Source organism: Bacteroides sp. AM07-18, assembly GCF_003602695.1.
GTDB classification, from domain to species: domain Bacteria; phylum Bacteroidota; class Bacteroidia; order Bacteroidales; family Bacteroidaceae; genus Bacteroides; species Bacteroides uniformis.
In genome coordinates, this window is sequence record NZ_QTLM01000021.1 from 1 (window position 1) to 20039 (window position 20039).

The 20039-nt window shown below is 45.7% G+C and carries 18 protein-coding genes; 13 read left to right on the forward strand and 5 right to left on the reverse strand.

The annotated features are described in order from the left end of the window. Positions 1-122 precede the first annotated feature (122 nt). Positions 123-992 carry an NAD kinase gene (locus tag DW096_RS17785; protein WP_005829945.1) on the reverse strand — a complete coding sequence of 290 codons (870 nt, stop codon included), beginning with the start codon at positions 990-992 and terminating at the stop codon, positions 123-125. A 104-nt stretch (positions 993-1096) separates the two neighbouring features. Between DW096_RS17785 and DW096_RS17790 the strand changes: the two genes are divergently transcribed. The 13 genes from DW096_RS17790 to folE all read left to right on the forward strand — a co-directional run bounded on the left by DW096_RS17790 (position 1097) and on the right by folE (position 12215). Continuing rightward, the gene (locus DW096_RS17790; RefSeq protein ID WP_005829949.1) at positions 1097-1810 is read left to right on the forward strand and encodes a pyridoxine 5'-phosphate synthase; all 714 of its coding nucleotides are present in this window, start codon (positions 1097-1099) and stop codon (positions 1808-1810) included. After that, complete coding sequence (locus tag DW096_RS17795; protein WP_005833356.1) at positions 1810-2526, forward strand: MotA/TolQ/ExbB proton channel family protein; 717 nt, start codon at positions 1810-1812, stop codon at positions 2524-2526. Before DW096_RS17790 ends, DW096_RS17795 begins: the two co-directional genes overlap by 1 nt. 34 nt (positions 2527-2560) lie before the next feature. Further along, the gene (locus tag DW096_RS17800) at positions 2561-2971 is read left to right on the forward strand and encodes a biopolymer transporter ExbD (protein WP_005833355.1); all 411 of its coding nucleotides are present in this window, start codon (positions 2561-2563) and stop codon (positions 2969-2971) included. Between the two features lie 34 nt (positions 2972-3005). Continuing rightward, entirely contained in the window at positions 3006-3824 is an 819-nt protein-coding gene (locus DW096_RS17805) for a TonB family protein (protein ID WP_117865992.1), read from the forward strand. Between the two features lie 14 nt (positions 3825-3838). Next, entirely contained in the window at positions 3839-4393 is a 555-nt protein-coding gene (locus DW096_RS17810) for a DJ-1 family glyoxalase III (RefSeq protein ID WP_005829959.1), read from the forward strand. 34 nt (positions 4394-4427) lie between these two features. Further along, positions 4428-5102, forward strand: coding sequence for a 2-C-methyl-D-erythritol 4-phosphate cytidylyltransferase (locus tag DW096_RS17815; RefSeq protein ID WP_117865991.1), 675 nt, complete (start codon positions 4428-4430; stop codon positions 5100-5102). Then, positions 5090-7186 (forward strand): ATP-dependent DNA helicase RecG, encoded by a 2097-nt coding sequence (gene recG, locus DW096_RS17820; RefSeq protein ID WP_005829964.1) that lies wholly within the window; start codon positions 5090-5092, stop codon positions 7184-7186. The genes DW096_RS17815 and recG overlap by 13 nt, the downstream gene beginning before the upstream one ends. A 269-nt stretch (positions 7187-7455) precedes the next feature. After that, a complete protein-coding gene (locus tag DW096_RS17825) occupies positions 7456-8325 on the forward strand; it encodes a M23 family metallopeptidase (RefSeq protein ID WP_005837478.1) in 870 nt (289 codons plus the stop codon). A 109-nt stretch (positions 8326-8434) separates the two neighbouring features. After that, complete coding sequence (locus DW096_RS17830; protein WP_005833349.1) at positions 8435-8977, forward strand: DUF1599 domain-containing protein; 543 nt, start codon at positions 8435-8437, stop codon at positions 8975-8977. After that, on the forward strand, positions 8967-10259 hold the full coding sequence (locus DW096_RS17835; RefSeq protein WP_057255823.1) for a BT_3928 family protein: 1293 nt from the start codon (positions 8967-8969) through the stop codon (positions 10257-10259). The genes DW096_RS17830 and DW096_RS17835 overlap by 11 nt, the downstream gene beginning before the upstream one ends. Positions 10260-10302: 43 nt before the next feature. Beyond that, on the forward strand, positions 10303-11058 hold the full coding sequence (gene tpiA / locus DW096_RS17840) for a triose-phosphate isomerase (RefSeq protein WP_005829974.1): 756 nt from the start codon (positions 10303-10305) through the stop codon (positions 11056-11058). Between the two features lie 101 nt (positions 11059-11159). Continuing rightward, on the forward strand, positions 11160-11618 hold the full coding sequence (locus DW096_RS17845) for an SPOR domain-containing protein (protein WP_005829980.1): 459 nt from the start codon (positions 11160-11162) through the stop codon (positions 11616-11618). Positions 11619-11627: 9 nt separating this feature from the next. Continuing rightward, entirely contained in the window at positions 11628-12215 is a 588-nt protein-coding gene (folE, locus tag DW096_RS17850; protein ID WP_005829983.1) for a GTP cyclohydrolase I FolE, read from the forward strand. Positions 12216-12237: 22 nt separating this feature from the next. Here folE and dnaG read toward each other — a convergent pair whose 3' ends face one another. The 4 genes from dnaG to DW096_RS17875 all read right to left on the reverse strand — a co-directional run bounded on the left by dnaG (position 12238) and on the right by DW096_RS17875 (position 19874). Continuing rightward, positions 12238-14334: a DNA primase gene (dnaG, locus tag DW096_RS17855; RefSeq protein WP_057255821.1), complete on the reverse strand. Its 2097-nt coding sequence runs from the start codon at positions 14332-14334 to the stop codon at positions 12238-12240. Between the two features lie 84 nt (positions 14335-14418). After that, positions 14419-17523 carry a response regulator gene (locus DW096_RS17860; RefSeq protein WP_022401361.1) on the reverse strand — a complete coding sequence of 1035 codons (3105 nt, stop codon included), beginning with the start codon at positions 17521-17523 and terminating at the stop codon, positions 14419-14421. A gap of 492 nt (positions 17524-18015) precedes the next feature. Beyond that, on the reverse strand, positions 18016-18789 hold the full coding sequence (locus DW096_RS17870; RefSeq protein WP_005829995.1) for a prephenate dehydrogenase/arogenate dehydrogenase family protein: 774 nt from the start codon (positions 18787-18789) through the stop codon (positions 18016-18018). Between the two features lie 17 nt (positions 18790-18806). Next, entirely contained in the window at positions 18807-19874 is a 1068-nt protein-coding gene (locus DW096_RS17875) for a bifunctional 3-deoxy-7-phosphoheptulonate synthase/chorismate mutase type II (RefSeq protein WP_005829998.1), read from the reverse strand. Between the last annotated feature and the right edge of the window lie 165 nt (positions 19875-20039).

Consider the following 20039-nt stretch of genomic DNA (forward strand, 5'->3'; position numbering starts at 1 on the left):
TAGTTTGTAAATGTGTCTACCTATATCAGGATAAGACAAAATGGAGTTCCCCACTGAGGTAAATAAGTTATCCTGCTGGAGTGAATAGGTTATCCTGCTGGAGTGAATGAAGTGATATAGGCTTATCTGATGTCCGCCCCCCACATTAGTTTATTGCGAAGGGTATCAAAGAAAATATGGTTGAACCGTTTCACTACCTTTATGCTATAGTCGGCACGTGAGATGTGCAACCGGGTCGTTTCTTTGCAGGACTCGCTACGGCCGTCGATGGCAACCAAGAAGTTGTGGCTGCGGCTTTCCACATCAAGTGTAATTTCCCAGTCGTCACAAATGACGATGGGACGGACGTTGAGGCTGTGTGGAGCCACCGGGGTGATGGCGATGGTTTTACTGTGGGGCACAATGACCGGACCGCCGACGCTGAGTGAGTAGGCGGTGGAACCGGTAGGTGTGGAGATAACCAGGCCGTCAGCTTGATAAGTGGTCAACGGAGCGCCATTGATGGCGGCGTGGATACTGATCATGGACGAACTGTCCCGCTTCAATACGGCTATCTCATTGAGGGCGTAAGGGGATTGCATCAAGCGTTCATCGTCGCACCTCAGTTGCAGTACACTACGCTCTTCCACCTTATAGTGATTATTGTAGATTTCATCGAAGGTCTCTTCCATCTCTTCCGGTGAGATGTCGGCAAGGAAACCCAGCCGGCCGGTATTGATGCCCAATATGGGGATATTCTTCTTTCCTACACGGCTGGCTGCTTTTAGGAAAGTGCCGTCGCCACCGATGCTGATAACCATGTCGGCACAGAAATCATCTCCGTCAAACAATTCGGCGTCAGGTATGTTTAAATGTAAATCGGCAGTCAGGAAGTGATGGAATTCCCGGCAGATGCAGAGCTGTGCATTATGCTGTCCGAGCAACCGGAAGAGGTTTTCTGCATGCGAGGATTTCTTTGCTTGGTAGGTATTTCCGAATATGGCAAATTTCATAATCAATTCTGTTGGATTGAAGTGCAAAGATGCTATTTTTTTCTCAGAATGCTGCCAATATATAACTATTATTTGTACTTTTGTCCCAAACTATAAACCGAATTATGACTAGATTAAGCGTTAATATAAATAAGGTGGCAACGCTGCGCAATGCCCGTGGAGGTGATGTCCCGAATGTTGTGAAGGTAGCGCTGGATTGTGAAGACTTTGGTGCTGATGGCATTACGGTGCATCCCCGTCCTGACGAGAGGCATATCCGCCGTAAGGATGTATATGATTTGCGGCCGTTGCTGCGGACAGAGTTCAATATCGAGGGTTATCCTGCACCCGAATTTATGGATTTGGTCTTGAAGGTGAAACCGCATCAGGTAACTTTGGTGCCCGACAGCCCTACACAGCTGACTTCAAACGCAGGCTGGGATACCAAGACCCATTTTGACTTCTTGAACGAAGTGTTGGATGAGTTCAACAATGCCGGTATCCGTACTTCCGTATTTGTTTCCACCGATGCCGAAATGATAGAATATGCTGCCAAAGCCGGTGCCGACCGCGTGGAGCTATATACGGAACCTTATGCTACGGCTTATCCCAAAGGACGGGAAGCGGCTGTAGCTCCTTTTGTCGAGGCTGCCAAGGTGGCCCGCAGCTTAGGTCTGGGGCTGAATGCCGGACATGATCTGAGTCTGGTGAATCTGAATTATTTTTATCAAAACATTCCGTGGCTGGACGAGGTATCCATCGGGCATGCGCTGATTAGTGACGCGTTGTATCTGGGATTGGAGCGTACGGTCAAGGAATATAAAAACTGTCTTCGCTGATGAATGTAATGTTGTTATTGGCCCAAGTGGCTCCGGCACTGACTGACTCTATTGCAGGTGCCAATCCGGTACTGACACAAGTAAACGCTTCCGACGAAATGAATTTATGGAGCATGGCCATCAAAGGTGGCTGGATTATGATTGTCTTGGGTTTGATGTCCGTACTTTGTTTCTACATCTTGTTTGAACGTAATTATGTTATCCGGAAGGCGGGGAAAGAAGACCCTCAGTTCATGGATAAAATAAAGGATTATATTTTGGGTGGGGAATTGAAAGCTGCCATTGCTTATTGTCGCAGTGTGGATACTCCCTCGGCCCGTATGATTGAAAAGGGTATCAGCCGTTTGGGACGCCCGGTGAACGATGTGCAGGCTGCCATCGAGAATGTGGGTAATATTGAGGTTGCCAAACTGGAGAAGGGAATGACGATTATGGCCACGATTTCCGGTGGCGCTCCTATGCTAGGCTTCCTTGGCACGGTGACGGGTATGGTACGTGCATTTTGGCAAATGGCAAATGCCGGAAATAATATTGATATAACGTTGCTTTCCGGTGGTATTTATGAGGCGATGATTACTACGGTGGGCGGTTTGATAGTCGGTATCATAGCTATGTTTGCCTACAATTACCTGGTGACATTGATAGATGGCGTGGTCAACAAGATGGAAGCCAAGACAATGGCATTCATGGATTTGTTGAACGAACCGGCGAAATGATTAATTAAAGAATTAAGAATTAAAACTTAAAGGCGTGTTAAAACGTAGAGCTAAAATATCACCCAATTTCAGTATGGCGTCCATGACGGACCTGATTTTCCTGCTGCTGATTTTCTTTATGATAACATCTACCATGGTATCGCCCAATGCTATCAAGGTACTGCTGCCGCAGGGAAAGCAACAGACTTCTGCGAAGCCTTTGACAAGAGTCATCATAGATAAGAATCTGAATTATTATGCTGCTTTTGGCAATGACAAGGAACTGTCTCTGACGCTTGAAGAATTGACTCCTTTCCTACAATCGTGTGCGGAGAGGGAGCCTGAAATGTATATAGCTTTGTATGCTGACGAAACAGTGCCTTACCGGGAAATCGTGAAGGTGCTGAACATTGCAAACGAGAATAAATTCAAGATGGTGCTGGCTACACGACCACCGGAAAACTAAATCGTACATTGTACATGGCTAAATTGTAAATGCAATGGTGAATCGGAAGAAGAAAGGAAAATATATAGGTATGGCAGGTGCACTTGTGGTGCATGTTGCCATTATTGCCCTTCTGATACTGGTAGGATTCACACCGCCAGAACCCTCGGAAGAAGGCGGTATACCCGTTATGCTGGGAGAGGTGCCCGATGCACTGGGCGCTGCCGACCCTTCTTTAGTAAAGGTGGATGTCATGCCGGAGGAAACCGCTCCTCAGGTGCAGGAAACGGTGGAGCAGGACATCATTACGCAGGAAACTGAAGAAACCGTTGCCATAAAGCCCAAAGCCGAACCCAAGAAAAAGGAGGAGGTGAAGAAACCGGAAAAGACGGAAGCCGAAAAAGCGGAAGAGGCCCGCAAACTGGCAGCGGCAAAAGCCGAACGGGAACGTAAGGAAGCCGAGGAAGCTGCCCGTAAACGGGTAGCTGGCGCTTTTGGCAAAGGTGCCCAAATGGGTAGTAAAGGCGATACGGAAGGCGAAGGTATTCAAGGAAGTCCTACGGGAAATGCTCCGTCCGGAGCCACTTCGGGTACGGGAGGCTACGGCTCGTTTAATTTGGGCGGACGTTCTCTTGGTGAGGGCGGATTGCCGCGGCCGGTATATAATGTGCAGGATGAAGGTAGGGTTGTGGTGACCATCACAGTGAACCCTGCCGGACATGTGATAGCAACCAGCATCAACCGCCAGACCAATACCGTCAATCCCGCATTGCGGAAAGCGGCAGAGGATGCTGCCAAGAAAGCCCGTTTCAATGCGGTAAGCGGCTTGAACAATCAGACGGGAACAATAACGTATTATTTTAATCTAAAATAAGAGGAGGAACAATTATGGGTACAGTTTATGTTTTTTTTGCCGACGGATTTGAAGAAATAGAAGCTTTTACTTCTGTGGATGTGATGAGACGCGCCGGACTGAACGTAGAAATGGTGACGGTAACCCCTGATGAAATAGTGACGGGAGCACACGATGTTCCGGTCTTGTGCGATAAGAATGTAGTGAACTGCGACTTCTTTGATGCAGAGCTTGTATTATTGCCTGGCGGTATGCCGGGTGCGTCCACTTTGGAGAAGTGTGGAGAACTGCGTAATCTGGTACTGCGTTTTGCCCAAGAGCAGAAACCGATTGCTGCTATTTGTGCGGCTCCTATGGTATTGGGTAAGCTGGGATTGCTGAAAGGCAAGAAGGCTACTTGCTATCCCGGCTTTGAACAGTATTTGGAAGGTGCCGAATGTACGGGTGCTCCGGTAGAAAGAGACGGCAATATCATCACTGGTAAAGGACCGGGCGCTGCCATGGAGTTTGCATTGGCCGTAGTGGAGCTGTTGCAAGGCAAAGAGAAGGTGCAGGAACTGAAAGAAGCTATGTGCGTAACGGATTTATGATTTTAAATCATAAATCATAAATCATAAATCATAAATGGTTCAGTATGCTCTGATTGTTGCCGGTGGCAAGGGCTTGCGCATGGGGACCGAACTCCCCAAACAGTTTCTCCCGATAGGGGGGAAACCTGTTTTGATGCGCACTCTGGAGGCGTTTTATGACTACAATGCTGAGATACGGATAATATTGGTGCTTCCCCACAGCCAGCAGGATTACTGGAGGCAGCTGTGCAGGGAGTACTGTTTTTCATTGCCGCATGCCATTGCAGATGGGGGGGAGACGCGGTTCCACTCCGTAAAGAATGGTTTGGCTTTGGTCAAGACACCTGCTTTGGTCGGTGTGCACGATGGGGTGCGTCCGTTCGTGGCCCGGGAAGTGATTGCACGCTGTTATGACTTGGCGGCCGAGAAAAAGGCCGTAATTCCGGTAATCGGTGTGGTGGAGACCGTTCGCCGTATGGAAGGGGAAGGCAGTGTGACTGTCGGCAGGGATGATTATAGATTGGTGCAGACTCCCCAGGTTTTTGATGCGAAACTGCTGAAAGCGGCATACGAGCAGCCCTATACACCCCATTTTACCGATGATGCTTCTGTGGTGGAGGCATTGGGCGTATCTGTCTTTTTGACGCCGGGAAATCGGGAAAACATTAAAATAACCACTCCTTTTGATTTAAAAATAGCCACAGCTCTGATAGGTTCATGTTCGATTTAGCCACGCGTGACATAAAATATTTGTCGGGCGTCGGGCCGCAGCGTGCTTCGGTGCTCAATAAGGAATTGGGCATTTACTCCTTGCACGATTTGCTATATTACTTTCCATATAAATATGTAGACCGCAGTCGGATTTATTATATTCAGGAGATCGATGGGACGATGCCCTATATTCAGCTGAAAGGTGAAATACTAAGTTTTGAGACGGCTGGAGAAGGGCGCCAGCGCAGGCTGATAGCTCATTTCTCGGACGGTACGGGGGTAGTGGACCTGGTTTGGTTCCAGGGCATCAAATATTTGGTGGGGAAGTATAAAGTGCATCAGGAATATATTGTGTTCGGAAAACCGACCTTCTTCAATGGCAGAATAAACATGGCTCATCCGGATATAGACTCTGCTTCGGATTTGAAATTGTCGTCCATGGGGTTACAACCTTATTATAATACGACTGAAAAGATGAAACGGAGTTCTCTCAATTCACATGCCATCGAGAAGATGATGAATACGGTGGTGCAGCAGTTGCGTGAGCCGTTGCCCGAGACCCTTTCTCCCGCTATACTTGCCGAGCATCATCTGATGCCGTTGACGGAAGCTTTGGTCAATATACACTTTCCCGCTAATCCGGATTTATTGCGTAAGGCACAGTATCGCCTGAAGTTTGAGGAGCTCTTTTACGTACAGTTGAACATCCTGAGGTATGCAAAAGACCGTCAGCGGAAATATCGCGGTTATATTTTTGAAAGGGTGGGCGAAGTGTTCAATACCTTCTACTCCCGTAATCTTCCTTTTGAACTGACCAATGCACAGAAGCGGGTATTGAAGGAAATCCGTAAGGATGTAGGCTCAGGAAAGCAGATGAACCGCTTGCTGCAAGGGGATGTGGGAAGTGGAAAGACGCTTGTCGCACTGATGAGTATGTTGATGGCGCTCGATAATGGTTTTCAAGCATGCATGATGGCACCTACCGAGATTTTGGCAAACCAGCACTATGAAACCATCCGTGAGCTGCTGTATGGAATGGAGGTACGTGTGGAACTGTTGACCGGTTCTGTTAAGGGCAAGCGGCGCGAAGCTATCCTTGCCGGTTTGTTGACAGGAGACATACATATATTAATAGGTACTCATGCCGTTATTGAAGATACGGTGAATTTTGCTTCGCTCGGTTTGGTTGTGATTGACGAGCAGCATCGTTTCGGTGTGGCCCAACGGGCACGGTTGTGGACAAAGAATGTACAACCTCCCCATGTATTGGTGATGACGGCAACCCCGATTCCCCGTACATTGGCAATGACGCTTTATGGCGATTTGGATGTGTCTGTCATCGATGAATTGCCTCCCGGACGTAAACCGATTGTCACTCTTCATCAGTTTGATAGCCGTCGGATAAGCTTGTATCAGTCCATGCACAAGCAGATTGCCGAAGGCCGGCAGGTCTATATTGTCTACCCGCTGATTAAGGAAAGCGAAAAGATTGACTTAAAGAACCTTGAAGAAGGGTATCTGCATGTTTGTGAAGAGTTTCCCGAGTGTAGGGTTTGCAAGGTACATGGAAAGATGAAACCTGCTGAAAAGGATGCTCAGATGCAATTGTTCGTATCCGGCGAGGCACAGATAATGGTGGCTACCACCGTGATTGAGGTAGGTGTAAATGTGCCCAATGCTTCGGTGATGGTGATTGAGAACGCCGAGCGTTTCGGGCTGTCCCAGCTTCATCAGCTTCGGGGACGTGTAGGACGTGGAGCTGACCAGTCCTATTGTATTCTGGTTACCGGCTACAAGTTGGCGGAGGATACAAGGAAGCGTTTGGAGATAATGGTGCGGACTAATGACGGCTTTGAAATAGCGGAAGCAGACTTGAAACTACGTGGTCCTGGAGATTTGGAAGGGACACAGCAGAGCGGCATTGCTTTCGATCTGAAGATTGCCGATATAGCCCGTGACGGACAACTGCTGCAATATGTCCGTGAAGTAGCGCAAACGGTGGTGGATGCAGATCCACATGGCATGTTGCCTGAGAACGAGGTCTTGTGGCGACAACTGAAAGCGTTGAGAAAAACGAACGTTAATTGGGCTGCCATTAGCTGAAAAAACGGTTAAACATGCACTTTTATTGCATTTTATGTTGTAAAACATGTTTGCTTGTAAATCTCCTATCTATAGGGGATTAAGACATCTTTGCGAGCTTTACAGTTTCCTCCTCTTCGAAAAAATAGTTAATGACTGATGTCGTTTTTCAGAGAGAAATGTTACCTTTGGGAGAATTTTTGAAAATCAATCTGGATATTCGCGTAGAACAAGTGGTGTTTGATTTGCCGAGATGCTTGCAACGGATATCAAAATGAATGACGAAACGGATGAATTTTAATTGGATAAAAACTGCTTTATTGGCTGCGACGGCAATGGTTAGCTTGAATTCTTTCTCGCAAGACCTGATTGCCCGCCAGGCCCCCATCGACAGAAAACTTAAGAGTGTTGATTCACTGGCTTTGCAAAAACAGATACGTGCAGAACAATCATTGTATCCGGGTTTGGATTTGTATCCCAACTGGAACAACGAATTCGTACAAGCCTATGGCAATGCGATTGTGCCTGAGAGCTATACATTTGATTTGACCGGTTTCTGTATGCCTACTCCCAATACCCGTATCACGGATGTATTCGGTTACCGTCCCCGGAGAAGAAGAGCTCATTATGGTTTGGATATCAAGGTGTATGTAGGCGATACAATCCGTGCGGCTTTTGATGGAAAAGTGCGCGTTGTCAAGAATCAAGGTCGTCGTGGATACGGCAAATACGTCGTTATTCGTCACGACAATGGCTTGGAAACCGTTTACGGACACTTGTCTAAACAATTGGTTGATACAAACCAGTTGGTAAAAGCCGGCGAGCCAATTGCATTGGGAGGAAATACCGGACGTTCTACCGGTTCACACCTTCACTTTGAAACCCGTTTCTTGGGTATTCCCATCAATCCTGCGCTTATGTTTGATTTTGAAAAGCAGGATATCGTAGCTGATTCCTATACTTTCCATAAGACAAAAGGCTCTTCCGGTACGGCGCGTAGCATGGCATCGGGTGAAGGTCTGTTCTATAAGGTAAAGAAGGGAGACACATTGGGACGGATTGCAGCACGTCAGGGAACCTCCATCGACAAGCTTTGCAAACTGAACAGAATTACGCGTAAAACAATCCTGAGACCGGGACAAGTATTGCGCTGCTCATAAAAACGTAAACAATCTCTATAGAAGAGGGTACTTTAATAGATTTTAGAGTGCCCTCTTTTTCTTTTTCTTTAATTATTCCTATCTTTGCAGCGCACTGTGAAAAAAGGAAATGAAAGATACCAAGCAACAATTTGAACATGTCATTGCGGTTTGCCGTGACTTGTTCTCTAAGAAACTTCATGATTACGGTCCGGCGTGGCGCATTCTTCGTCCGTCTTCCGTAACAGATCAGATATTCATCAAAGCCAACCGTATCAGAAGTATTGAAACGAAAGGGGTGACTTTGGTAGACGAAGGCATCCGTTCTGAATTCATAGCTATTGTCAACTATGGAATTGTAGGATTGATACAGTTGGAGCTTGGTTATGCCGAAGCTGCCGATATGACCAATGAAGAGGCGTTGGTGCTGTATGATAAATATGCCAAAACCTCTTTGGAGTTGATGCTTGCCAAAAATCATGATTATGATGAGGCTTGGCGTAGTATGCGTATCAGTTCGTATACGGATTTGATATTGATGAAGATTTATCGGACAAAGCAGATTGAAAGCTTGTCCGGAGCGACTTTGGTTTCGGAAGGTATTGATGCCAACTATATGGATATGATTAACTATTCTGTATTCGGCTTAATTAAGATTGAATTTGGAGATTGACAAGAAACATATTGTCGGGAAAGTTTGGGTGAACCTCTGCCGTTTTCTGCTGGGGGCTTTGTTCATATTTTCCGGATTTGTGAAAGCTGTTGATCCGTTGGGTTTCTTCTATAAAATTCAAGATTACCTGACGGCTTTCGACATGATTTCCTGGTTTCCTTCTTATGCGCCCTTGCTGGTAGGGATAGCGTTGTCTGCCATAGAGTTCAGTGTAGGTGTTTTCTTGTTTTTGGGTATACGCCGGAAGGTGGCATCTGCATTGGCGTTGTTGCTGATGGTTGTAATGACTCCGCTAACACTTTATCTGGCTTTGGCGAATCCGGTATCCGACTGCGGATGCTTCGGTGATGCGTGGATATTGACCAATTGGCAGACTTTCGGCAAGAATGTAGTGTTGTTGGTGGCGGCAGTATCTGTATTCAAGTGGCAGGATTTACTGGTGCGTTTCATTACTCCGAAGATGGAGTGGATGATTTCCATGTATACGTTTCTATTTGTGTTTGCGTTGTCCTTCTATTGCCTGGAGAATTTGCCGATACTTGATTTCCGACCTTACAGAATTGGAGCGAATATCAAGGCGGGCATGGAAATTCCGGAAGGTACTAAACCAAGCGTGTTTGAAAGCCGGTTCATTTTGGAAAAAGGAGGAAAGCGTCAGGAATTTACATTGGACAACTATCCGGACAGTACATGGACGTTTGTAGAATCGCGTACGATACTGAAGGAAAAAGGTTATGAACCTCCCATTCACGATTTTTCCATGATGAGCCTGGATACATGGGAAGATATAACGGACAGCGTACTGTCGGATAAAGGATATACGTTTCTGCTGGTTGCCCATCGGATAGAAGGAGCGGACGACAGTAACATCGACCTTATCAATGAAATATACGATTACAGTGTGGAGCATGGTTATGGCTTTTATGCCTTGACTTCATCTCCGGAAGACGAGATAGAGTTGTGGCGTGACAAGACCGGAGCGGAATATCCTTTCTGCCAGACAGATGATATTACGCTGAAGACCATTATCCGTTCAAATCCCGGTTTGTTGTTGATAAAGGACGGAACGATTTTGAACAAATGGAGTGACAACCGGCTGCCTGATGAATATGTGCTGACCGATAGCCTGGACAAGTTGGAATTGGGCAAGCAGAAGCAGGAAAGTGACTTACAAACAATAGGCTATGTGTTGCTGTGGTTCATCCTTCCTCTGATGATGGTGCTTTGTGTCGATATTTTAGTCGTAAGGCGCCGGGAGAAACAACGCCTCAGACAACAATAGTATCAAATAGTAAATACATTAACCCTTTTAATAATAAAACAAAATGAGAAAAAACATTGTTGCAGGAAACTGGAAAATGAACAAAACCCTCCAAGAGGGTATTGCTCTTGCAAAAGAACTGAATGAAACATTGGCTAACGAAAAGCCTAACTGTGATGTAATCATCTGTACTCCGTTTATCCACCTGGCATCTGTTACTCCTTTGGTAGATGCTGCCAAGATTGGTGTAGGTGCAGAAAACTGTGCAGACAAGGAGTCAGGCGCATATACCGGCGAAGTATCAGCTGCTATGGTTGCTTCTACTGGTGCAAAATATGTCATTCTGGGCCACTCTGAACGTCGTGCTTACTATGGTGAAACAGTTGCTATTCTGGAAGAAAAAGTAAAATTGGCTTTGGCTAACGGTCTGACTCCGATTTTCTGTATCGGTGAGGTACTGGAAGAACGCGAAGCAAACAAGCAGAATGAAGTGGTAGCCGCTCAGCTGGCTTCTGTATTCTCTTTGTCTGCCGAAGATTTCTCTAAGATTATTTTGGCTTACGAGCCGGTTTGGGCTATCGGTACCGGTAAGACTGCTACTGCAGAACAAGCACAGGAAATCCACGCTTTCATCCGTTCCTTGATTGCTGAAAAGTATGGTAAGGAAATTGCTGACAACTGCTCTATCCTTTATGGTGGCAGCTGTAAGCCTTCTAATGCAAAGGAACTGTTTGCCAACCCGGATGTTGACGGCGGTCTGATTGGTGGTGCTGCTTTGAAGGTTTCTGACTTCAAGGGTATCATCGATGCCTTTAATTAAATAGTTGAAAGCTGAAAGTTGAAAATGGATTGCATGTCGTATCTGCATAACTGTTTTCCATTTTCAGCTTTCCATTTTCCGTTATATAAAGATATTGACTCATGAAAAAGCTTGGTTTACTTTTAGTTGCATGTTTCGCTTTTGCAACGATTTCTGTAGCGCAGAATAATATTGTGAAAAGCCTGGAACGTAATGTGCCGGGACAAGGCAAGGTGACTATCCATCAAGATGCACGCATTGCGGCATTGATAGGTTCGGAGTATGTTCCTGCCGGTTCGGATGAGCAGAAAGTGATTAAAAGTTCGGGTTACCGCATACAAGTTTATGCAGGGAATAATACCCGTCAGGCCAAGAACGAAGCTTATGCGGTAGCTACCCGCATCAAGGAACATTTTCCCGAACTTACAGTTTATACCTCTTTCAATCCCCCCCGTTGGCTGTGCCGTGCAGGAGATTTCCGCAGTATCGAAGAAGCGGATGCCATGATGCGTCAGTTGCGGGCTACTGGTGTATTCAAGGAAGTTTCTATCGTGAAAGAGCAGATAAACATCCCCTTATAAAGAATTATCATGTTAGGAAAAGAAGAAATTGTATCTCCTTCATTAGATGAATTGAAGGAACATTATCACCGCATCCTTACTCTGTTGGGTGAAGATGCCGGACGTGAAGGTTTGCAGAAGACACCTGAACGGGTGGCGAAGGCCATGTTGTCGTTGACGAAAGGGTATCATATGGACCCGCACGAGGTACTCCGTTCAGCCAAGTTTCAAGAAGAATACAGTCAGATGGTGATTGTGAAAGACATTGATTTCTTCTCGCTTTGCGAACATCACATGCTTCCCTTCTACGGAAAGGCACATGTGGCATATATTCCTAACGGCTACATTACCGGACTGAGCAAGATAGCCCGCGTAGTGGATATTTTCTCTCACCGCCTGCAAGTGCAGGAACGTATGACTCTCCAAATAAAAGAGTGTATTCAGGAGACGCTGAATCCGCTGGGGGTTATGGTTGTTGTGGAAGCCAAACACATGTGCATGCAGATGCGCGGAGTAGAGAAACAGAACTCCATTACCACTACATCCGATTTTACCGGAGCATTCAACCAAGCGAAGACCCGCGAGGAATTTATGAATTTAATCAGGCATAATTCTTGACGGAGAACTCCCCGAATTGAATTTAAAAATTCAGGATGACTCTGTCTCCCAGCCGCTTTGCCATGATGCTTTTTACTTTGTTCAATTCGTTGTAGCGCTCCATGATGCTGTTACACTGGGTTTCATCATTGGCTATGGCAGGGTTCTGTAACGCAAATAGGGTATGCTTCAATTCTTCGCAGACGATGGCATATTTGAAGTTTATCATTAACCGTGGAATTAGCTCATAGAGGCGTTCTTCGTCCGTCACCATTTGTTCTATCTGTGATTTCCTTAACTGATAGCGGTTGCTGATAAGCTCCACACTCAGCTTGCTGATGACGGGGTCGGGATGCGCCACAAAATACCGTTCGGCGGTAAAACCCTCATTGTGGATACGTTCGGCAGCCTCTGTCAGGATTTGCCGGTGAAGCGGATTGTGGAAGGCAAGTTCGTCTTCTTTTAAATCATTGACTATATATTCAGTTACAGTGATAGGGGTTTCCTGCCCCTCTTCATTGGTGACATTGCACATCACCCGCTCACCATAGAGCACTACCATCTTCAGAATAAGTCGTTCGTATTTATAGAACTCCTGGCCCTCCTTGCCCTCCTGCGGGATGAAGGATACATATTCTTCCTCGGGTGGAAAAGGTGGAGGTGTTTCGGAAGGGAGACCGGCAGGCAGTGATTGGGACGGATAGCCAGCTTGTTGTGCGTCGGGGCTGGTAGCTGCAGTATGACTGCCATTGACCTCCGCTTCTGCATTGGCTCTTGCGGCATTGGCCGACCGACGCTCACGTTCTGCTCGCTCAGCTTGTTGCTCGGCTTGCTTTTCTCGACGCTTGGCAACCTCAGAAACCAGCAGTTTGTCTTCTACGTGCAATAATTGGGCGCACTCCTTGATATAGACATCACGCACAATGGCTTCGGGAATGATGGAAATGCTTTGCACAAGGTTTCCTATAAGCTCGGCACGCTTGATGGGGTCTTTTCCAGCATCTTCCAGCAACAGATTGGTTTTGAAGCGGATAAAGTCCGTTTCATTCTCTTGTATGAAGGCCTGGAACTCCGTCGCATTGTGTTTGCGGGCAAAGGAGTCCGGGTCGTCACCATCGGGCAGGAGGCAGACTTTGACGTTCATGCCTTCTTCCAGCAACATATCAATACCTCGGATAGAAGCCTTTATACCGGCAGCATCACCGTCGTAGAGCACTGTCATATTGTTGGTGAAACGATGAATCATCCGGATTTGTCCGGATGTCAATGCTGTGCCCGAAGAGGCAACCACATTCTCTATGCCCGATTGGTGCATGGAAATGACGTCTGTATAACCTTCGACCAGAAAACAACGGTCTTGTTTCACAATGGCTTGTTTGGCAAAATATATGCCGTACAGTTCATTGCTTTTATGGTAAATCTCCGATTCAGGCGAGTTGACGTACTTCACCTTGACGCCTTTGGTGGCGCCGGCAAGCACACGTCCCCCGAAAGCCACCACCTTACCGGAGAGAGTGTGTACCGGAAAGATGACCCGCCCCCAGAAGCGGTCGCGCAGTCGGTGGTCGTCCGTCTCGTAGCAGAGGCCGGTCTTGACAAGATAATCCTTTTTATAGCCTTTTTTCAAAGCTTCCTGGGCAAGGGCATCGTGGCTCTCGGTACAATAGCCCAACTGGAACTTCTCGATGATGTCATCCCGGAAGCCGCGGCTGCGGAAATAGGCCATGCCGATACTCCGTCCGTCTACGTGGTTCTTTAGGATATTCTGGAAGTAGTCACGGGCAAAGTTGTTCACAATGAAGAGGCTTTCCCGTTCGCTCTGTGCTATCTTCTCCTCGCTGGATAGTTCGCGTTCTTTGATTTCAATGCCGTATTTTTTTGCGAGATATTTCAGCGCCTCAGGATAAGACATCTGTTCGTGCTCCATGATGAAATGCACTGCATTTCCTCCTTTTCCGCAGGCAAAACACTTGCAGAGCCCTTTGGCGGGGGATACATAGAAGGAAGGGGTTTTGTCATCGTGGAAAGGGCACAGACCTACATAGTTCACACCGCGTTTGCGCAGGGTGACAAAGTCTGATACGACATCGTATATCTGTGCGGCATCAAGTATGCGGTCTATGGTGGGTTGGTCTATCATTGTCTCTTTTCTAACTTGTGCAAAAGTACATGATATTTCTTGGATAATCAAAAAATATCATATAGGAAAGAGCAGACCGGAACCCTACATCATCATAAAATTCCCGTGGATTGTATAGTCGAGTTTTTCTTTCAATCTTTGTATGTCAACCGGCTTGGACATATATCCGTTAAAGCCATTCTGCATAATCTTTTCTTTGTCCGAAGCAAAGGAGTATGCCGTTACTGCAATGATAGGTACCGTTTTGGATACTTTACGTATTTCGCGAGTAGCTTCATATCCATCCATTTTAGGCATATTGATGTCCATGATGACCACATGCGGATGAAACTTCTGATGGAGTTCCACGGCTTCCTCCCCATCCCAAGCATGAACCAACTCATAATCTTTCTGTAGGATAGACTTGAACAGCATATAGTTGCTTTCGTTGTCCTCTGCTATCAGGATTATAGGCTTTTCCTTGCTTCTCTCGTTCAGAAGAGGCATTAAAGTTAGATTATTTTCCTTTTGAGCCTCTTTCGGTTTATAAGGTATTGTAAACCAGAAAGTACTTCCTTTACCTTCTCCTTCGGATTCTACTCCGATGCGTCCTTTCATTTTTGTGACAATGTTTTTGCATATTGAGAGCCCTAATCCCGTTCCTTGTATAAAGGTGTTTACTTTGGTAAACCGTTCAAATATTTTCTTCTGATTCTCTAGTGAGATGCCTATGCCCGTATCTTTTACGTAGAAATAGAGTTCTTCTCCACGGATTTTGTATCCAAACATAATCTCACCTTTCTCTGTAAATTTTGCAGCGTTGACCAGCAGGTTGATGAGGACTTGAGAGAGACGGTTATGTTCTGTCTGTACATAACAAACTGGTACTTCAGGAACGAATTGTAGGGCAACACCTGTTTGCAGTCTGCCTCGTACAGTGTTTTCCACATCTTTTGCCAACTGATTTAAGTCGACATTCTGATAATTGAATTCCAGTGTATTTGCTTCTATTTTTGAAAGATCCAGGATGTCACTTACCAGTTGCAATAGCAACTGGTTGTTGGTTTCTATGATACTGATGAACTCTTTGCGTTCGGTTTCGTTTTCGGTTGCAGTCAGCAGGCTGGAGAATCCTACGATGGCATTCAAGGGGGTACGTATCTCGTGGCTCATATTGGCTAGAAATGCAGATTTCAGCCGGTCGGATTCTTGGGCTTTTTCTCGTGCTCGGATAAGCGCTTCTTCTTGCCTCTTGCGTTCTGTTATCAGTAAAAGGGAGCCGACAAGCGATATTGGATAGCCGTTCTTGTCGCGCTGGTCAATTACTGCGTTGGTTTCCATCCAATCTGTTATTTTTCGCCCTTCTACTTCGGTGATGATACGATATTCTTCTTTGATATGCTGCAACTTGCCTGAAATGAGATTTTCATGTACATGGTGCATACGTTCGAAGTCTTCCGGGTGTATCTTTCGGAAATATTCTGACGCCTTGATAATATCTACTTGGACTGTAGAGTTCTTCTCCTTTGTAAAGTTCATGTGGTCTAATATCTTTTGTGCTTCGCAATAAATCAGACCCTCCTTTAAATCCCAGCGCCATGGTATGATGCGTGCTATGCCCAATGTCATTTCCAGTTTTTTATTAATCTCTCGCAATGTGTTTTCGGCATCTTTGCGCGCTGTAATATCTACGGCAAAGACATCCAAAGTGTGTTTTTGGGATGCCGGGCAAAGAATGAATTCGTAAAAGCTGTTTGTTTGTTTGAAGTAATGAGTAAATGTTACCGTTTGCTTTTCTTGGAATACCATTTCCATGAAATGTGTCAGGTGCTCTATTTGGGAGAAGGCATTTTTTTGTGAACCATCGGTAGTTGGCGTAAACTGGTCGTTGAAAATAATATTGCCGCATCGATAGCTCATATCTGCTATCTGTCCCGTTTTGTCGAAGAAAACCTCTATTTGAGTATAAGATATCGGCATATTACGTAAAAGGGTATCATGGGCACTTAGCAAGGTGATTTTCTTTTGCTGGAACCGATAAATGACTAAAGCTATGATAAGTAGTGAGAGTATCAACACTACTCCGCAAATAATCCACCATTGATACTTCTGCCAGAATGTAAGCGGTTTATTGATGAATACCGAGTCCTTAGGACAGAGTGTGGTGTCCAGACCATCCATCTGCAGTTGCTGGTAGTTGATGAAGGGATAGGATTTCTTGCTATATGTAAATGGGATATTCCGTGCATCCTCTCCTGCAAATATCTGTTTGAGGGCTGAAGAAAGCGCGTTTTGCACTTCCATGCGGTCATAGAAATATCCTCCCGCAAACCCCTCTTTACCCACATAGGCATTCCTTAATGCAAATACGGGTTGAGGCGATGATGCAACTAACTGAAAGTCTCCACTGATGAGTGTAGGAAAACCGAGTAGATTCTTACGCTCGTAAAACCATGTGGAAAATAGCATACCCGTCTCCGGTTCATCATTTAGCAGATATGCCTGTAATTCGTTTTGGTTTCTTTCATTACCTATTAAGCGTTCATAGTGGAGGTTTGGATACTTTGACGTTATATAGGCATGAATAAGCCGGTCCAAGTCTTGGTTATGATAGAGTTCATCTGCTGCGAATACAATCGTTTTCATTTTTGGCAGCATCTGTACCATCATGTCGATGGTCTCTTTGTACATATACGGCGTTTCGATAAAAGTAAAGTTGTATTGCGGCTGCAGGTCAACCAGAGGAGATGTGATGGCATTGGAAATGTGTATAGGACGTCCGGTGAAATAATATTCCCGTGGAGCATACGTGTCTTCGTTGCCGATCAATACTATTGGAATATTTCCCCACTCACTCAAAATACGTTCCCTTAAAGTAAAAGCCATGTTGCCGAGAAGTACAAGATAATCGGGTTTCTTATCCTGGAAACGTTCGAAAATGCCATTCTCCATCCGGATATACAATGAGTCATTACGAATGAACGTCCCGTTCATGTGTACTACATCGGCTGTGATGTCCTCTATAGGAGATGTTTGCAGCAGGATGGGAGTTATAAGTTCTTGGCTCCAGGGTGCGCTTTCATTGTACGAGTTTATAATAAGTAATCTGCGGTGTTTGCCGACTATGGTTGCTGTGGCAAAAGCCGAACTTAAATATAAAAAAAGGAAACATAAATTGATTATGCATCTTTTATCTAGAAAAATTTTCATAACCTGATTTTTCAAGTAGTATATTGTCTAATGGCAATTTAATTGCCACGTGTTATTTATACAAAAATAATACAAATGCATTTTAATCGTAAAATATAGTTGCTAAAATTAAAAATAATTAACGGCGTCTTTTTATTCTATACACTGGAAGTTTAATGTAATTATTATTTTATATATCTGTTTTGTGTTGTCTAGCAAGTGAGTACAAGGGTGAGAGGAGATAGAAAAGGAAGTTGGCAGATTGTAATAAAAAGATAAAAAGGATATTTTCATCTTGAAAAAAGTGATATTTTTGCACCCGCTTTTGAAAATGGTACCGGAGACATTTTTTTGTCTTTTAGTGTCAACTGTTAGGATTTCCGGTGATTCATGCACCTCTTCAAAGGGCTACTTCGACGGATAGCCTGAGGTGGTGACTGTCTTTTTCATCCGGGGTGTTTAGTTGGGATAAAAGTGTGTACCTTGGCATCGAGGCACACACTTGTTGATTGTTTATCTAATCTTTTCCCTGATTTTAGTCAGATACTTCTTCATGCCTTCTGCATCCTTATTGCTGATGATTTCCAGCAGGTTCTTCAGTTCCAGGCGGATGTTCTCCACTTGTGAGGGGGTGCGCGGATTGAAGAGAATTTCTTGGAGCAGGTAGTCGTCTTCACTCAGCAGGCCTTTGGCAATGGCCATGTGCTTTTTGAAGGTGGTGCCCGGAGCTTCCTGGTGTTTCATTACCGCTGCAAACACGAAAGTGGATACAAACGGAATGGATAAGGAGTATGCCACAGTCTCATCATGCTCGTCGAAGGTATATTCAAAGATGTTCAGCTTCATGGTCTGGTAGAGGTCCTTGAAGAAGATTTTCCCCAAGTGGTCGCCTTCGCTGATGATGATGGCATTCTCCGTATTCAGATTGTTGAGGCTGGCAAAAGTGGGACCGAACATAGGATGCGTCGACACGTAGCGGAAGCCGCTTTCATCGTAGAATTTCTTCAATCCGGTCTTTACCGAAGCGATGTCGCTGATGATGCAGTCTTTGGGCAGTACAGGCAGCACTTGGCGGAAAGCGTCCAGCGTGTATTTCACCGTAACGGCATTGATGACCAGCTCCGGCTCGAAGTCCTTGATTTCTTCCAGTGTGGTGAAGCGGTAGGTGTTGTAGACAAAACGCAGTTGGTGCGGATTGACGTCGAACACAGCCGTCTCGTGCTGGAAACTCAGGATGTCTGTGAAGAAAGAGCCCATTTTCCCGGCTCCAAGTATTAATATTCTCATGATGTTTAATGTGCCAATTACTTATTTATAATTTCCATCTGCTGTCTTACACTCTCTTCGTGTATCGCCTCAAATACCTTTTTGATGAATTCAGCATCCATGCCACACAATGCGCCTTGCGAGCCGCGTTTCTCGAGGATTTCGTTGTAGCGTCCGGTTTGCAGGATGGTCATGTCATGCTCTTTTTTGTATGTACCGATTTCACGTGCCACACGCATCCGTTTGGCCAGCTCCTGAATAAGATTGTTGTCGCATTCGTCTATCTGCTTGCGCAATTCGCTGAGGTTCTCGGTGCTTTGTGTTTCCTTGCGGATGACCAGCAGGTTGAGGATGTAATCCAGCACATCCGGGGTGACTTGCTGGGCTGCATCGCTCCAGGCACAGTCCGGGTTGCAGTGGCTCTCGATAATCAGTCCGTTGAAACCCAAATCCATAGCTTGCTGGCAGAGTGGAGCAACCAGTTCGCGCTTTCCACCTATGTGGCTGGGGTCGCAGATAATAGGAAGGTTGGGAATTCGGCGGCGCAGCTCAATGGGGATATGCCATTGGGGCAAGTTACGGTAGAGCTTTTTGTCATAGCTGCTAAATCCGCGGTGGATGGCACCCAGGCGTTTCAAGCCTGCATTGTTGATACGTTCCAAAGCTCCAATCCACAGCTCCAGGTCAGGATTTACCGGATTCTTCACCAGTACCGGGATATCTACGCCTTTCAGTGCATCGGCAATTTCCTGTACGGCGAAAGGATTGGCGGTGGTACGTGCACCTACCCAAAGAAGGTCAATTCCAGCCTTCAGGCATTCGTATACATGTTTGGCGGTAGCAACTTCTGTTGAAACGTACATGCCGGTTTCTTTCTTTACCTCCTTCAGCCATGCAAGGCCGTCTACGCCTACTCCTTCGAAGCCGCCCGGTTTGGTGCGCGGTTTCCAGATACCGGCACGGAATAGCTTGAGGCCTTTGTCTGCCAATTGTTTGGCGGTGCTCATTACTTGTTCTTCGGTTTCGGCACTGCAGGGGCCGGCTATTACCATAGGGCGTTTGTCTTCAACACCAGGTAATGTGATAGGTTCTAATTCGAGTTCCATATTCTTTATTTGTTTAATAATATTCTTTAATTATGCTTTTTCTTCCTTGTGACGTTTCCTCCTTTTCAGAAGACCTTCTGAGCAAGGTCCCGGAGATTTAGTAAAACGTCGGAGAAGATTTACTAAATCGTTCCTCCCGTTTTAGTGAATCTCCGGTGGAGTTTT

Coding starts and splice junctions, on each gene's coding strand:
- DW096_RS17785 (WP_005829945.1), bottom strand. CDS start 992: ATGAAATTTGCCATATTCGGAAATACCTACCAAGCAAAGAAATCCTCG.
- DW096_RS17790 (WP_005829949.1), top strand. CDS start 1,097: ATGACTAGATTAAGCGTTAATATAAATAAGGTGGCAACGCTGCGCAAT.
- DW096_RS17795 (WP_005833356.1), top strand. CDS start 1,810: ATGAATGTAATGTTGTTATTGGCCCAAGTGGCTCCGGCACTGACTGAC.
- DW096_RS17805 (WP_117865992.1), top strand. CDS start 3,006: ATGGTGAATCGGAAGAAGAAAGGAAAATATATAGGTATGGCAGGTGCA.
- DW096_RS17810 (WP_005829959.1), top strand. CDS start 3,839: ATGGGTACAGTTTATGTTTTTTTTGCCGACGGATTTGAAGAAATAGAA.
- DW096_RS17815 (WP_117865991.1), top strand. CDS start 4,428: ATGGTTCAGTATGCTCTGATTGTTGCCGGTGGCAAGGGCTTGCGCATG.
- recG (WP_005829964.1), top strand. CDS start 5,090: ATGTTCGATTTAGCCACGCGTGACATAAAATATTTGTCGGGCGTCGGG.
- DW096_RS17825 (WP_005837478.1), top strand. CDS start 7,456: ATGAATTTTAATTGGATAAAAACTGCTTTATTGGCTGCGACGGCAATG.
- DW096_RS17830 (WP_005833349.1), top strand. CDS start 8,435: ATGAAAGATACCAAGCAACAATTTGAACATGTCATTGCGGTTTGCCGT.
- tpiA (WP_005829974.1), top strand. CDS start 10,303: ATGAGAAAAAACATTGTTGCAGGAAACTGGAAAATGAACAAAACCCTC.
- DW096_RS17845 (WP_005829980.1), top strand. CDS start 11,160: ATGAAAAAGCTTGGTTTACTTTTAGTTGCATGTTTCGCTTTTGCAACG.
- folE (WP_005829983.1), top strand. CDS start 11,628: ATGTTAGGAAAAGAAGAAATTGTATCTCCTTCATTAGATGAATTGAAG.
- dnaG (WP_057255821.1), bottom strand. CDS start 14,334: ATGATAGACCAACCCACCATAGACCGCATACTTGATGCCGCACAGATA.
- DW096_RS17860 (WP_022401361.1), bottom strand. CDS start 17,523: ATGAAAATTTTTCTAGATAAAAGATGCATAATCAATTTATGTTTCCTT.
- DW096_RS17870 (WP_005829995.1), bottom strand. CDS start 18,789: ATGAGAATATTAATACTTGGAGCCGGGAAAATGGGCTCTTTCTTCACA.
- DW096_RS17875 (WP_005829998.1), bottom strand. CDS start 19,874: ATGGAACTCGAATTAGAACCTATCACATTACCTGGTGTTGAAGACAAA.